13 protein-coding genes are annotated in these 15,359 nt (G+C 34.7%); all 13 read right to left on the reverse strand.

What is annotated here, in order from left to right:
* Window positions 1–424: 424 nt before the first annotated feature.
* On the reverse strand, window positions 425–862 hold the full coding sequence (locus EKM79_RS08420; protein ID WP_125567827.1) for a MerR family transcriptional regulator: 438 nt from the start codon (window positions 860–862) through the stop codon (window positions 425–427).
* A 92-nt stretch (window positions 863–954) separates the two neighbouring features.
* Window positions 955–3,537, reverse strand: coding sequence for an ABC transporter permease (locus tag EKM79_RS08425; protein WP_125567829.1), 2,583 nt, complete (start codon window positions 3,535–3,537; stop codon window positions 955–957).
* 9 nt (window positions 3,538–3,546) lie between these two features.
* A complete protein-coding gene (locus tag EKM79_RS08430; protein ID WP_125567831.1) occupies window positions 3,547–4,248 on the reverse strand; it encodes an ABC transporter ATP-binding protein in 702 nt (233 codons plus the stop codon).
* A 173-nt stretch (window positions 4,249–4,421) separates the two neighbouring features.
* Window positions 4,422–5,396, reverse strand: a complete 975-nt coding sequence (locus EKM79_RS08435; RefSeq protein WP_342769525.1) for an Abi family protein — start codon at window positions 5,394–5,396, stop codon at window positions 4,422–4,424.
* A 275-nt stretch (window positions 5,397–5,671) separates the two neighbouring features.
* Window positions 5,672–6,922, reverse strand: coding sequence for an MFS transporter (locus EKM79_RS08440; protein WP_125567833.1), 1,251 nt, complete (start codon window positions 6,920–6,922; stop codon window positions 5,672–5,674).
* Between the two features lie 444 nt (window positions 6,923–7,366).
* Window positions 7,367–9,310: a M13 family metallopeptidase gene (locus EKM79_RS08445; RefSeq protein ID WP_125567835.1), complete on the reverse strand. Its 1,944-nt coding sequence runs from the start codon at window positions 9,308–9,310 to the stop codon at window positions 7,367–7,369.
* Between the two features lie 123 nt (window positions 9,311–9,433).
* On the reverse strand, window positions 9,434–9,898 hold the full coding sequence (locus EKM79_RS08450; protein ID WP_125567837.1) for a universal stress protein: 465 nt from the start codon (window positions 9,896–9,898) through the stop codon (window positions 9,434–9,436).
* A gap of 14 nt (window positions 9,899–9,912) precedes the next feature.
* Window positions 9,913–11,142, reverse strand: a complete 1,230-nt coding sequence (locus EKM79_RS08455; RefSeq protein ID WP_125567898.1) for a carboxylate--amine ligase — start codon at window positions 11,140–11,142, stop codon at window positions 9,913–9,915.
* Between the two features lie 331 nt (window positions 11,143–11,473).
* The gene (locus EKM79_RS08460; protein WP_125567839.1) at window positions 11,474–12,643 is read right to left on the reverse strand and encodes a metallophosphoesterase family protein; all 1,170 of its coding nucleotides are present in this window, start codon (window positions 12,641–12,643) and stop codon (window positions 11,474–11,476) included.
* Window positions 12,644–12,807: 164 nt separating this feature from the next.
* Window positions 12,808–13,332, reverse strand: coding sequence for a GNAT family N-acetyltransferase (locus EKM79_RS08465; protein WP_125567841.1), 525 nt, complete (start codon window positions 13,330–13,332; stop codon window positions 12,808–12,810).
* 17 nt (window positions 13,333–13,349) lie between these two features.
* Window positions 13,350–14,024, reverse strand: a complete 675-nt coding sequence (locus EKM79_RS08470) for a hypothetical protein (RefSeq protein WP_125567843.1) — start codon at window positions 14,022–14,024, stop codon at window positions 13,350–13,352.
* Entirely contained in the window at window positions 14,014–14,847 is an 834-nt protein-coding gene (locus tag EKM79_RS08475; RefSeq protein WP_125567845.1) for an ATP-binding cassette domain-containing protein, read from the reverse strand. Before EKM79_RS08475 ends, EKM79_RS08470 begins: the two co-directional genes overlap by 11 nt.
* Entirely contained in the window at window positions 14,838–15,326 is a 489-nt protein-coding gene (locus EKM79_RS08480) for a hypothetical protein (protein ID WP_125567847.1), read from the reverse strand. Before EKM79_RS08480 ends, EKM79_RS08475 begins: the two co-directional genes overlap by 10 nt.
* Window positions 15,327–15,359: the final 33 nt, after the last annotated feature.

Genomic DNA, 15,359 nt, shown 5'->3' on the forward strand with positions numbered 1-15,359 from the left:
AAGATTGGATCATATTTTGTCATAAAAAATGCCCTACAATCGTTAGATTTCTTGTCTAACAATTGTAGGGCACTTCAGAAAAATATCTAGCTTTTTAATTATCGAATAATATAGCACTTATTTATTGATTCAGTCAGTTACATCATATAAAAGATAACAAATGCATTAGTCTCTGGGTGCAAGAAATGTTGGTTGCAGTGAAGGTGGCGTTGTGGCTTTAGCCATTACACCACGGGACGAGTTTTGAAATTCGCGTTTTTTTGCGAAGTTCAAAATCGAGCTTGGAGACCTTGGCTCCAAGTGGTCCCCACAGCGCCAATATTTCTTGTACCCAGATACTGCAACTAACCAAGCCCGAAAAAGAATCCAAAATAGGATTACTGGAGCCAATTGTCTTAACACTCAGATGCTGTACCGCGCTCTATTATTCTTTATGATTTAATCGTTTCAAGTAAGCAGCAAAGTCTTCACTGTCTTCAATATGACCATTAACTTTACCCTTATACCAATCTAATTTATCATTCAAAATGGTCCAACTGTGTTGTAATTCCGCAAACTGCTTTTCGAAGTTATCATGAACTTCCTGCAACAGCGCTATACGCTTATCAATCGTTGAGTCACCCTCAGCACGCCATTCAACATACTGCTTCAACTGTTCAATCGTCATTCCTGTACTCTTCAAGTGCAATAGGAACTTGATCCAGCTCGCATATTGCTTAGTATAATAACGTAGACCATTTTCAGTTCTATGTGGCTTAATCAGTCCCTCCTTTTCATAATATCTAAGGGTTGGACTGCTCAAACCAGTTACTGCTGCAAAATCACCAATTCTATATTTGTGTTCAGCTGTATTTGTATCCATATATTGTTGCCTCTTTGTACTAAAGTTGGCTTTAAGTTTAACACAATTTATAAATCCATTCTATGATCAACTATAAGAATTATTTTGTTTAATTATTCATTTGATTTCAAAGCACCGATCATATCGATACCCTTTAACTTTTGATGAGTTATCAACATGACTATCACCGTGAAGACAATCATCAGAATTGTCGCTACCAAATAACCAAATATACTTATCGTCAAAGGAAAAATAACTAACGCCGTAGATGCTTGATTCAGGATATAAGCAGTAAGTAAATTACCCACTCCGTATCCAACGATAATACCTAAAATCGTTAAAATGATATTTTCACGCACGATATACATCGTTACTTCATTGTTGTAGAATCCTAAGACCTTAATAGTTGATAATTCTCTAATTCTTTCAGAAACATTGATATTTGTCAGATTATATAGAACTACAAACGACAATATTCCTGATAATAAAATAAAGATCAGGACAATTGGTTTCAACGATGATGTCATTTTGGCAATCAAAGATTCTTGGTCATATGTATAACTTGTACCCATCACACCACCGTTTTTTAGTAGTTTATTAGCCAAACTATTACGCTGATTACTTGTCTGTGACTTGAGTTTTACTAACATTGTATTCGTCTTAGCCTGAGTACCAAACAACTCCTGATATGTTGAACTATTCAGATACATAAAATGACTAATAAAGTTCTGTGTTACTGCCGATACTTCTATTTTTCCACCCTTGCCGTTAGCGGTTTTAACATTTATCGTATCGCCAGCTTTAACTTTCAAAATATCAGCCATTTTCTTCGTCAAAACAACTTGGTTATTCTTAAGTTTCAGCTTTTTACCAGTTTTCGAATCTTTTAAATGAATGTAATTATCAAAATTACTACTTTCAGGAGTATAGAAATTCACATCGTCAACCTGTTCACCATTGGCTTTAACTTTACCAGTGACGGAACTGACCTTTGTACTACTACGATACTGGTCGTCATTATTAAGAACCTGCAACGCCTTTGTAGTTTCATCGTTCTTAGACAATCTCACTACCGCTTGATAATCAAAAATTTCGCCATACTGACGATTACCACTGGCTCCAATTGAATTTTGAATTCCAAATCCAGTCAAAATCAGAGCAGTTCCACCAGCAATTCCAATTATGGTCATAAACATTCGTGACTTAAATCTGAATAAATTACGATAACTAACTTTTCGATTGAAACTGAGGTGATTCCACAATGGTTTAATACGCTCTAATAAAATCTTCTTAGCCGATTTAGGAGCCTTAGGACGCATCAAAGCTGCTGGTCCTTCTGATAATTCTCGGCGAACAACTATCATTGCTGCTCCAACTGTGGCTAATAATGAAAATACTAAAGCCAATAAGACTATTAACCATTGAAACTTAACGTCCCAAGTCAACGGAATATATTGCTTATAAAGCGCCAGAACAATTCTTGGCAAGCTCTCATTCCCAATGATTGCTCCTAAGAATGTACCAATCAATCCAGCTGCTAAAGCATAATAAAAATAATTCTTAGCAATTTCCCACCTAGTATATCCCAGTGCCTTGAAGGTACCAATTTGTCCACGAGCTTCTTCGATCATCCTAGTAATCGTTGTGAATGTTATCAATGCAGCAATTAAGAAGAAGAAAACTGGGAAGACATTTGCGATGGCCGCAATTCGATCAGAACTCTCACCATAGGCCGAAAAGCCCGGTAAATCTTCTCTAGTCTGCCAAATATAATTAGTCTTAGTCTGACTTTGAATCTTATCATACGCTGCAGTCAGCTTAGACTGTTGAGCATTAAGTGTTGTTAATTGATCACCAATATCAGCTCCAGAAGACTTAGCTAACATTAATTGACTTTTAGCGTCATTCAATTGTTTTTGTTGATCATCTAGCGTTTTTAAATTGTCACCGACTAGGCTGTTGGAACGTTCTTTAGCTCTGCCTTTAAATGATAACTTCAATTGTGTAACTTTCTTATCAACGCCATTTTTATAGCTATCACTAAAAGTATTCTTGGATTGTAATTGATTGAACCTAATATTCAGTTGTGTCGCAAAAGGAAGATTCATTTGCTTATCATAAATATAAGCAAACATTCTGACCGTACCGTCACCGACATTGCTAGATCCACGAGATTCGTTATCTATATACTGTGGTGAACTGGCGAATCCTACTACCTTGTACGTACGGGATTTCAACCCCGCCGACTTATCAAAGGTAAATCTGTCACCTAATCTGTATCCATATTTAGTTTTAGCAGCCTGATCTAATATAATCTCCTTACTACTATTGGGAAGGTGACCGCTTCTAATAATTAATTGATTTTGATTATTAGATTTTTTATATCCATAAAGCGCTATTGCAACATGACTCTTACCGCCTACAACTTGCTTATACTTCACCAATTCAGCCTTGGCACCGTGAACGTCCTCAGCTAAACTAATATCTTTTTTTGTAAATCCGGTATTAGAAATCAATTGCACATCTGATAATTTTTTATCAGTAACAGTGGTGTTAAGTGAGTCATTCAAACTAGGTCCAGCAGCTTTGACCCCGACAAAAATCAACACACCTAGCATAATAATCAGAATAATAGCGATGAAACGTCCTTTTGACTTGGCAATATCCCTAAACATATTTTTAGTCAGTGGTTTCAATGTATTCACCTACCATTCGATGTATTGTACTGGCATTGGATTAGGATTATCTTCAATCGAACGAACTCGTGCATCATTGATTCGAATAATTCGATCGGCCATAGCTGCTAAAGCTGAGTTATGAGTAATGATAACAACTGTTTTGTTATTCATATGACTGGCATTTTGAAGCAACATTAGAACTTGCTTACCAGTTTCATAATCCAAAGCTCCAGTAGGCTCATCGCACAATAATAACTTAGGATTCTTAGCTAGAGCACGAGCAATCGCTACACGTTGCTGCTCACCACCAGATAGCTGTGAAGGAAAATTATCGATTCGATTACTTAATCCAACTTGATTCAGCGTCTGCGTCGCATCCAGTGCATCACCAACAATTGCTGAAGCAAGTTCCACATTTTCTTTGGTAGTTAAATTAGGAATCAAATTATAGAACTGAAAAATAAATCCAACGTCGTTGCGTCGATATTCAGTTAATTGACGTTCAGAAAATCTAGCAATATCAGTTCCATCAATAATAACTTGCCCATCACTAGGAGTATCCATCCCTCCTAAAATATTAAGCACAGTTGATTTACCAGCACCACTAGGTCCCAAAATAACTGTTAATTTGCCCCGCTCAATGTCGAACGACAAATCATTATTGGCGATAATCTGTGTCTCGCCCATCTGATAACGCTTGAACTCATGTCTAACCTCGATATATGCCATTAAGTCACCTTCACCTATTAAAAAGAGGCTGGACAAAAGTCGCGGCCTCTTTAATTTTTAAAATCTCGTAATAATTATAGCATTTTTTAGATAACTTAATTTGTACAAAGAAAAAGGTATTTTCATACTTAGACTATTGAAGTGAATCCACTTAGTTTGGATACAAATCAAGACTAAAGTTTACCCTGAACAATTGTAGGTTGGTTTTGCCAATTATCAGGAAATCCTAACAAGGATTCAACTTCAGCAATATCTATTGATTCAAGTTGATTAGATAGATGTTTGAATCTTTTTCTTAGCGTATTACTAAGAACCGCAAATTCAGTTCTGCTCAAGAAACACTGCATACTTAAAAAAATGGAAAATGTTCTTTTTCTCAGACTATTTGGTTGTATATTATATTTTTCATAAATTGCCGAAAAATACATGGAGTCCGCTCTACATCTAAACTCCAGAAGTCTATTATTGTGTGCACAAACATTTCGAGTTTCACGTATATTCTTTATTAAAGAAATCATTATTTCGGGTGTAAATTGTCCGTTAAAATTAGGAAGATTGTCTTTTATAAAACTAATTAAATCCTTAGCAATTTTATTTTGTAACTTTCTTGGAACACAATCAATCATAGTGACGAGTTCACCAAAATCAAGATAATCAATAATTACCCAGATAGGTACATCGTCATATTTATTTACATAATGATGTATTGAATTATTAGGATATTTCTTCTGTTTATTTATTATGCGTGACAATTGAGAAATAATATATCCAACACTTAACGTTTTTTCATTAGAATAACAATTAATATCCAAATATGAATATCTCTTATTCGGATAGCTTTCAGCAAATCTATACGCAAAAATCGATTTCAAATGATGTTCCACATTTAGTATTGCTCTGAATATTGTTTGTTTTACTTCATTATCAAATGAATACAAGTTACACACCTCATCAAATGAGGTCCCTTTTATATATTGATCATCAACATTGGAAGTTTGAAAATATGTACTATACCCATTAATTATATTGTAATAATTGTTAGTCAGTAGATACTGTCTACATCTACTATGGTCAGGTATTATCATTCCTCTACTTTCTAATATTTTTATTTGATCATTAATCTGTTTAAAATTCTTCTGATTATACAAAAACCCTCCATTGAAATAATGGAGGGAATTCCGCAATAGTCTCCGTAGAGATACTACCACTCATCTGTACCTTCATTATACTTTCTAAATTTTTAATGTCAATTATTGAGATATAAATCAGTACGATAATATAGCGTAGTAATATATTATCATTAATTGTGTTTCTTATGGTTAATTTTGAACTCACTATAATTAAAAACATACAAAAAGCACTAATCTGAAAAGTACATCAGATTAGTGCCCAAAATAATAAATCTTAAGAAAGGATCCACATTCTACGATATCTTCTTTTGTAATTCTTTATCATAATTTCTAGTAACAGGCACCAATAGTACAAATAGTCCACAGAGTAATGTCCCTAATCCTGCGATAATAAATAAACTCTGAACGCCGATTTTGTCAGCTAATGGACCGGCAAAAATCAACCCTACTGGACCAGAAATACTCATCAGTGAATTAAGAATACCTAGAACACGTCCTAAATTCTCTGGTGGATAACTCTGCTGAATCATAGCCATTAATAATGTGTTAAAGAATGGTGTTGCTAATCCAGCAATCGTATTAAGAACTATGAACCATATGAATCCTTTTTGATTACCAGGTAAAATACCACTTATTGCAAAAGCAAATCCCATGACCCACATTGAATTAAGAATTGGTTTCATTCGGTCGGACCAGTTTCCCCAAAAACCAATAATAGCTCCACCAACTAGCATTCCCACCGAATAAACAACTTCGATAATTCCAGCTTGAGCGACTGTTCCGTGAAAATACGACATAGTAATCAATGGATACATACTTGCGGCCGGCATAAATAACAGTGTAAATACCGTTCCCATAAGAGCTATGTACCACAACCCTTTGTTACCACGCAATTGATCGAGTCCGAATTTTACATCAGATAAAACATGAACTCTTTCATCATAAATAGGGTTCTCAGGTATGAATACAAATACAATGATTACCACTCCAATAACAGCCCCAACAACGTCCAATAAAATCAAGTAAGCTATTGGAACAATTGAGAATAGGAACGCTCCCAAGGCTGGAGCGATAATCATATTAGCCGATTGAACCATCCCCAACTGGCCATTCATTTTAGTGACTTGTTCTTTAGGTACCATAGTTGGCATGATCGATTGAATAGTTGGCATTTGGAATGTCTGAGCAATTGATCTCACGAGTAATGAAACAAATATTAGCCACAATGGAAAGTCCTTACTGATGATACCCACAACTGCTAAAATAATTGCAAAAATTGCAGCAATAATATCTGGAACTATTAACAAGAACTTCTTATTAGTACGATCAACAAACGGTCCAATAAATGGACTTAGTAGAACCATCGGTAACATTCCCAATAATGTAGCAAAACTCAAAATAGTCGCTGAACCAGTTTCTTTGGTCAAGTACCAGATGATGGCATATTGAACGACCGTACTAGTGATTCCTGACATAAATTGTCCAAATAAGAACAAATAGATATTCCTACGCCAATTAGGCACAGCAAATGTATTATCTGACATAAAATCCCCCCTTTAATTGAAATATGCAGAAAATGAATTATCGCATGATAATAATATCAAGTCAAGAGTATTTATACTAGAGGAGTATAAAAAACCTCCAATGAAATTATAATTTCATTGGAGATTTTTTGTTTATTTTTCTGTTTTGAAACGTGCTTATAAAGAACAGTAACCTGCGTTCTCTTTAAGGTCTGATCATCTGAAACGAGCTACGCAAAACAGCTCCCTGCGCTTAGTACGGATAAGAAATGCACCAACTACGTTGGCACCTTCCTTATCCTAGCTAATGCTCAGGAGCTAAACGTTTTGCTCCGCTCTCTGAATATCTGAAACGAGTTCCGAAAAGCAACTCCCTGCGCTTAGTACGGATAAGAAATGCACCAACTGCGTTGGCACCTTCCTTATCCTAGCTAATGCTCAGGAGCTCCCGCTTTTCTACACTCTCTACCAAATATTAACCCTCTTATCTTCATCAAGCCACATTCCGTCATCATCAGTCACATCGAATGCGTCATAGAATTCATCCATGTTTTGAGCTTGAACATTTGCACGTAGTGGGCCTGGTGCATGTACATCTGTTGATAGTAACAATTCATTAAATTCTTGAGTTGCTTTTAATCTCCAGACACGTGCCCAGTTAATGAAGAATTTTTTAACGTCATAATCGTCTTCTGTTTTTGCGGCTTCTAATGCACAACGAAGTCCACCAACATCGGCGACGTTTTCACTGACAACTAGTTTTCCATTAACTTTGCCACCAGCATATGGGATGCCATCGAATTCGTCAATCATACTTTGGGTTAAATCCTTGAACTTAGAATAATCTTCATCCGTCCACCAATTATTCATATTACCGAATTCATCAAATTGTGCACCATTATTATCAAAGGCGTGAGAAATTTCATGCGCGATAACGGCACCAATTCCACCAAAGTTTTCACTGCTTGTTTGTTTCAAACTATAAAACGGAGCTTGTAAAATAGCAGCTGGGAATGTGATATCATTTCTTGATGGATCATAACAAGCATTAACCATATGTCCTGGCATTAGCCATTTAGTCCGATCAACTGGTTTGTGATATTGATCAAGAGAATCTTGAATAAAGATCTTCTTGATTTCACGTAAATTATCATACAACGAATCATTTTCATTGATGCTAATCTTACTGTAAATATCATCAATCTTATCAGGGTAACCAACTTTAACTTCGATTTTATCTAATTTGACAATAGCTTTTTTCTTAGTATCTTCACTTAACCAAGTATTAGCACTAATACGTTGTTCATAAATTGAAATCATTTTTTTGATCATACTACGAACATCATTCTTAGCATCTTCACCAAAATACTTCTTACCATAATAAACACCCACAACTTGGCTAAATATTCCGGCAGCCTTGTGATAAGCAAACTTAGTACGATTTTGAAGCTCTTTAGCACCACTTAAAGCAAGATTATATTCACCAATTGCTTGACGGAACTCTTCATCTAAACTTGAAGCATTTCCGGTCAAGAAGTTAACCATCATCCAAGCTTTGATATCCTCAAAAGTATCTTCATTGATAATCTTATTCAAATTATCTAAATAACGAGGTTCAGTAATAATTACTTTGTTTGGAGTGTCATTAATCTGCTCTGTAACTTGTGACTTGAGGTCAAGCACATCTGACTTAGTAATATATTCATCAAATGGCATCGGATTGTATATCTTAGTATAGTCAGCCCATTCTTCTGAGCCTTTAACAATAGGTACCAATAGCTTATCGAACTTCAAAGCCTTGGCAACAATCTTCTTAGCATCATCAAGATTATATCCAATCATTGATAGCAAGCGTGTAGCAACTTCCGCAAACTTCTTTAATAACTGTTCACCTGACTTATTACCTTCTGCATAATAAGTTTTGTCAGGAAGAATCAGGCCTGCTCCACCAATATAAACAACATTTTTTGAAGTATCTTTCATATCAGCATCAATTGAAATATCAATTGGAAGTGGAAATCCTGCTTTTGATAACTCTGCTAGTTTGTTACTAAATTCTTGCAAACTAGTAATATCATTGATCTTCTGAATATCTTTCAAGATTGGTTGGTGATGGAACTTATTAAGATGCTCAACATTATTAGTTAAACGATACAATTTAACCGCCTGTAACATCAAATCATCATTGATTTTTCCCTCATCATTTGCGAATTCGTGGAACTCCTTCATTAAGGCTTTTTCAACGCCTTCATCAAGATCCATAAATCCACCAGTACGTGGCTTATCTGAAGGTATCTCAGCCTTTTCTTGCCAAGCACCATTAACAGCTAAGTACAAATTTTCTTTATAATCAGCAGGCTTGGCATTTACCATATCCCCAGCACCACCGATAATTTTACTAGTAAACATATATTCACCACCATGCGATATTTTAACTAATACTATATCACTCTTTGTTTTTCATTAAAAAAATTATGGGTTATACAAAAAATAGGTTACAAAAGATAAACTCTTTCATAACCTATTATTTACTTATCTAATAACACTAACAGAAACTCTAGAATTATTTACTATCTTAGCGGCTTGTGAACCAATTGTATTACGATGACGATTCTTTTCTTCTACACCGACAATAATCAAATCAGGCTTGAAGCTAGGAACAACTTGTTCAACAATTACTGAACCTGGACTTCCTTCAGTGACCATTAAGTGAACATTCTCAACACCGTATGTTTTGGCCTTTTGACCATAAGATTCTAGTAGTTCTTTAATTTCATTACGACGTTCTTTTAGAACATCTGGATCAAGTGATTGAAAGATATTCAAATCGCCTGTTTCCAAAACTGAAGCTATTCCTAATTCAGCACCATAATGTTTTGCCAAAGAGCAGGCATAATTAAAGGCATTTTTCGATGATACGAAATCGTCTGAATCCACACAAATTAAAATCTTGGAATACTCAATTTTCTTTACCTTGTATTCTTTTAATTCATCCATCTAGTAAAAACCTCCTATTTTTTAAAGTCGCGTCCTTTATTAGCTTGAAAATATTGATTAAAACGTTTCACATAATTGTGGAACATATAACTCATCAATAACCAACGTTTAAAGGATTTATCTTTGTCATAGAAAACGGTTGTACCTATTCTATCTTGCTTAATAAGTTCTTCTGCATATCTACTAGTTTCATTATCAGAAGCGTATTTTTTTAAGACCTTAACAGGAATCCCTAACCACAACTTATGCTGAGCCCTGTTCTTATTAGCATAAACCGTTGGCTCATTCTCTAGACTACCTTCAATATAATCTTCAACTACATATTTAGCAAGATTATACCCATTCAAGGTTACGAAGAAACTGCTTCTTCCTTGACGTAAGTTGATCTCAAAGAATTTGAATGTCTTATCTCTGGAATCATATTTCATATCAAAATTAGCGAAACCTGTGAATTCGATATCTTCCAGAAATTTTTGAACCATATCATAAACATCTTGGTTGAAATCTGGCACAATCGCCACATAATTACCAATTGATTGAGGTGTTGGATCCTCCAAAATTGGATGGCCTAAACACATCATCTTAACGTGATGTTGTTGATCCACATATGCGTTGAGTACACGCATGTTTGAATCATCACCAGGAATAAAGTCCTGCAAAATCAAATCTGATTTATAACCATTATCATAAATCTTACTTACAATATCCATATATTCTTCATTCGAATGAATAGTGAAAGCCTTTTTCCTACCTTCAAAATGAATATCCAACCATTCAACACTATTAGCTGGTTTCAAAGCAACTGGGAAATCAAATGGTATTTCTAACCCAGATTTATCCTCATCTTCATAAGCAGCTCTGGTAATGATCTTTGTTAATGGATGTGGCAACCCGTGTTCATCAGCAATTTTGTAGAAGCTTTCCTTATTATTCAATGACTTTAATAAATCGTAATCAACATATGGACAAATAAATGTTTTCGAAAGTTCTTCTTTATGTTTACTGATTAATTCAGCATAACCATCCCCGCAACCAATCAAAATAACTGGTTCGTCATGTTTTTCATACTTTTTGGCGATTTCGCGCATTTTTTCGATAAAAACAGGATCTTCAGCAAATCCAGGATAAATAGTCAAATTTATAATTTTTGTATAGCGTGTAGGCGCAAGTTGAGCACTGGCATATGCATCAACGACACCACCATAAACCTCGTGGAATGCACGCGCCATACCATATACATTCATATCACTACCTAACAATACCGGCGTGAAACTTTTTCCTGATTCAGTTTTGATAGGAATCAACCTCTTACTTTATTTAATTCATAATTTTATAATTACACACATTTCATTCAAAATTATACCATATTCACAATTATACAACGATACCTTAGCGGCAATTTGCACATCAGGCCTGATATAATCACTATTTGAAGGTTTTTTGAACAATCAATTTGTATAAGCAAATTCGCTTGCTAACGATTATCAATAACACACTTTACTATTAATAATAGGCGTTATAGCGGTACTAAAATCTGCAAAATAAAAAGACGCTTTTGCGTCCTTACTAGTTTTATTATATTTCAAAACTTACATATCTCGTTGCTGCTCCATAGCCAAATATTTGCAATCGTAACTTATCGGGATCGATATTAATAAAATATCCTGCTAATTCTGAAATCTCATTATATCTTCTATCCCACTTCTTATTGTAATCAGTAGTTAGTCCATGTTTCTTACCCATTAAGGCTGAGCAATTTAATATTATATGATTAATTCCTGACACTTTATAGTACTTCTCGTAATGCATGTGGCCGCATAGATAGTTAGATACTTTTGAGATACCTGTTGAAGAAAAATCGTAACGCAAATTTACTCCAAAGTCACCCGTGAGTTCATTCTTTAGTTGTCCACGATCTTTATTATTGAAGCTCACAAATAATTGTTGTATCAGATCTCCATTAAAATTCAATGCACTACGCCCACTAGGGCTCACTATATTAGCATGTCCAAGAACAACGACATGTTTGTCGATTGTATTCTCAAGCACGGTAATTAGATCTTCTAATTGTTGCTCTCTAACACCTCTGACTTTTTTGAAGTCATATTTTTTAGAACCATTATTCAAAATATAAGGAATATCACTAGTGTCCAAAAAAATAAGGCGCACATCACCCTTGTCATACCAACCAACTTTTGAAACAGCATTTAGCCTTGAAATACTAGGTTGCTCAAAGTTGTATTTTGTGACTAAACTATCGTAATCATCCCGACTGAATGATGCTGAACTAACAAATCTATGTTCATCATACTTATCATTCTCATCGTGATTACCTTCAGCAATATAAAATGGCTTAGTACTTTTTTGATAATTTTCAACGGCGAATCTCAACAATCCGCGACTAATTTCTGGCTTGTCACTTCCGTCTATCAGGTCTCCCAAGTGAACATTTAAGTCAACGCCTAGATAATCACTCGCACTGTTAGCCTCTATTATATGGCGTATACCATTAATACCATAATAAGATGCGCTAGCAACCGCCTTGGCGTGAGTATCAGTCAGAACAGAAAGAGTCACCGTATTGTTGGACACGTTCGGTCTAACATTATTATTATAAACACCTGTAATATAGTCCGTCACAAAGCGTCTCGGCTTAAGCCTATTCAAAAAATTATCAGTTTGAGCTGAAACAAATTCTGAGGGCTTTGGATTTAAAACTTTTTTAACAAAATTTTTAATATTCAATTTTTCTGTTCTCCCAATATCTCAATACTATCATTTTTTTATGTAAAAATAGTAAAAAAGCCATCCAAAACAGATGGCTTTTTACTTTGCTCACCACCATGTCGGGAAACACTGGTTATGAGACTATATTCTCACACATTACCTTGCAATAACGCAATATTTTTCTATTTTAATAATATTTGATAAGCTTTCCGAACGCCATCGTCAACATCTAGAGTAATAACACCCTTTTCTAAGAAGCCACTGTCCGTAATAACATGTTGCATGACCAAATTATCAGGATGGGTATCGATCCTAACATCGCGATAGCCTAGATGATAAGACATTGTCAACAATTGCTGTATCAAAGAGGTATATAAGACTTTACTCTTATGACCAGCCTCAACTGCTATTCGATGAATTATTGAATAAGTAACTTCTGAATCTTCACTCCATCTACCATCGCTGATGTTTTGATAATCTCGGTCATACCCTTGCTGTAATGCTGCAGTACCAACAATGACACCATCCAGTATCAATACGTAATTAATACCTTCTTCAATATCACGTTTGAGTATACTTTCATCAGGATAACCCTTTTGCCATTGATTTACTCCACGATCAAATAGTGTCTTCTTAGCACCTTTGATTATTTCAACGACGCGTTCAAAATCATCAGGATGAGCCTGGCGCAAATAGATATTACTCATTCAATTACCCCCTTAATCTAATTTGATAACTTCTTTTCATTGAACGTCCCACTCAATACTACTAAAACAATTGAATATACAAACTGCTGAACGGCAATTGGTATAAGGTCTATAACCGAAGACTGTTCTTGAAAGACCATAATCATACTGGACACTGGTGGGAGGAACCAACTGACATAATGTAGCAAGTCAATGCTGCTTCCTGCCAATGCGACGTATACAAGTATTATTATACCCATTTGTCCAGCGTATGGGTGGTTATTCCATTGCTGTTTACACAAAAAAGCTATACCTACGCCAACAAAGCCCGTTGTAGCCAATGACAATATGGCAACTATATCGACCATGACATCAGAACTTAGCATAAAACTAAATAAAAATACTACTATCGCACTAAATAATGTAATTAAAAATAACGTTAATACTTGTGCAACAAAATATATCCAGTAACTGCCAATCTTCTGCATAAAATTCTCATTGTAATATGCATCATTCTTCAAAAAATTCATACTAATCAAAAGTGACATCAAGAATATTCCCACGATCAAAAAGCCAAATTTTTCATTTGTATTCAGTTTTAACAATGAATTCATCGTTAATTCAAAAGCTAAAAAAGATAACAATAATGTTGGGTACAAGAAATTTTGTAATACGGTGTTGATAAAATTACCTAATAACATTCTAAGCTTCAAGGATCCTTGCCCCCTCGAACTGATAATTAAGATCAATCATTTCTTTAATAATTGAATCTTTCATCCCTAATGGTATTTTTAGTTCTACTAAACTACTAACATTGGCGGCGAGATACTTACTTATCTCAGTAGTTAGAGCCATAGAATTAGACTTAACTGTAAATATAAGCATACAATTTATTTCCTTATCCTTGTCCTTTACAAGTTCAAGTGTCTTATCCTTCATAATATAGTTAGTATCGAAGTAATTAGTCATACTACCATCTTGGGCAGAGCTTGCAATTATAACCCCTGAACCGTTATCTGCTAAGTCCTTAATAATATCCAACATATTGGATGTATAACTGCTATTTTGAAAGGAAAATGGTTCATCCAACAATAATACATTGGGATGACCTGAAACAGCGGCTAAAAAATTAACTCGTTGTTTTAATCCCCAAGATAATTGTCTAACTTGCCTATCCAAATAAGGACTCATACCCATAAATGCTATCAAGCCCTTAAGTTGTTCTTTCGAAACCGCTAATTTGCCACTTAAACTTCTGATTTCTTCAAGATAAACTCGAACACTTTTATTAATTATTTGAGGATCAAACTGTGGTAAATAACCTATTCTAACACCAGCAGTATATTCGATTTTTCCACTATCAGCTGTTTTTAATTTTGATAACGCCAAAAGCAATTGAGTCTTTCCACTACCACTGTCACCAACAATACTAATAATTTCATTTTGAGCTAAAGAAAAGGCTACATGCTTAAATGCAAAGTAACCCTCGTTTTGTAAAGATAAATCTTTAACAGTTATTAATTCCACTATTGCCATTCCTCGATTGCATGTGCGGCTAATCCAATTGATAGGATTGCATCTTTTGAAATTGAGTTTCTAACATCAGCGACAATTGTATTGTTGTAAACAGCACCAATAACTACAAATGAATAAGTTACAACATCCAAGTCAGTTTTAGCTTTGTATTCACCTTCAGCGTATGGATCTTCATGATTATATGTAAAGTTAATATCATGTCCTGATAATGATCCATCAACATGGTTAACCAAAACACGATCGTGTAATTCACTTAACTTGTGTGTTGGGTTTTGTAATGTGAGTCGATGATCTGACTCGTTTTGATAGTAATCGTCTTCTGTCATATCAAAATAATCTTTGATTGGCTTTCTTAATACTTCCAAAGAATCTAGAATTTCATATACCTTTTGTGCATCAAAATTTTCGGTCTTTTTTTCAATGTCTTTATCATTCTTATCTAGCCATTCAGCTAGTTTACTAATAGTTTCAGAATCCATAATTTTCCTCCGTTAAATCTATTATACTGAAAA

The sequence above is a fragment of the Companilactobacillus insicii genome, from assembly GCF_003946015.1.
GTDB lineage: Bacteria > Bacillota > Bacilli > Lactobacillales > Lactobacillaceae > Companilactobacillus > Companilactobacillus insicii.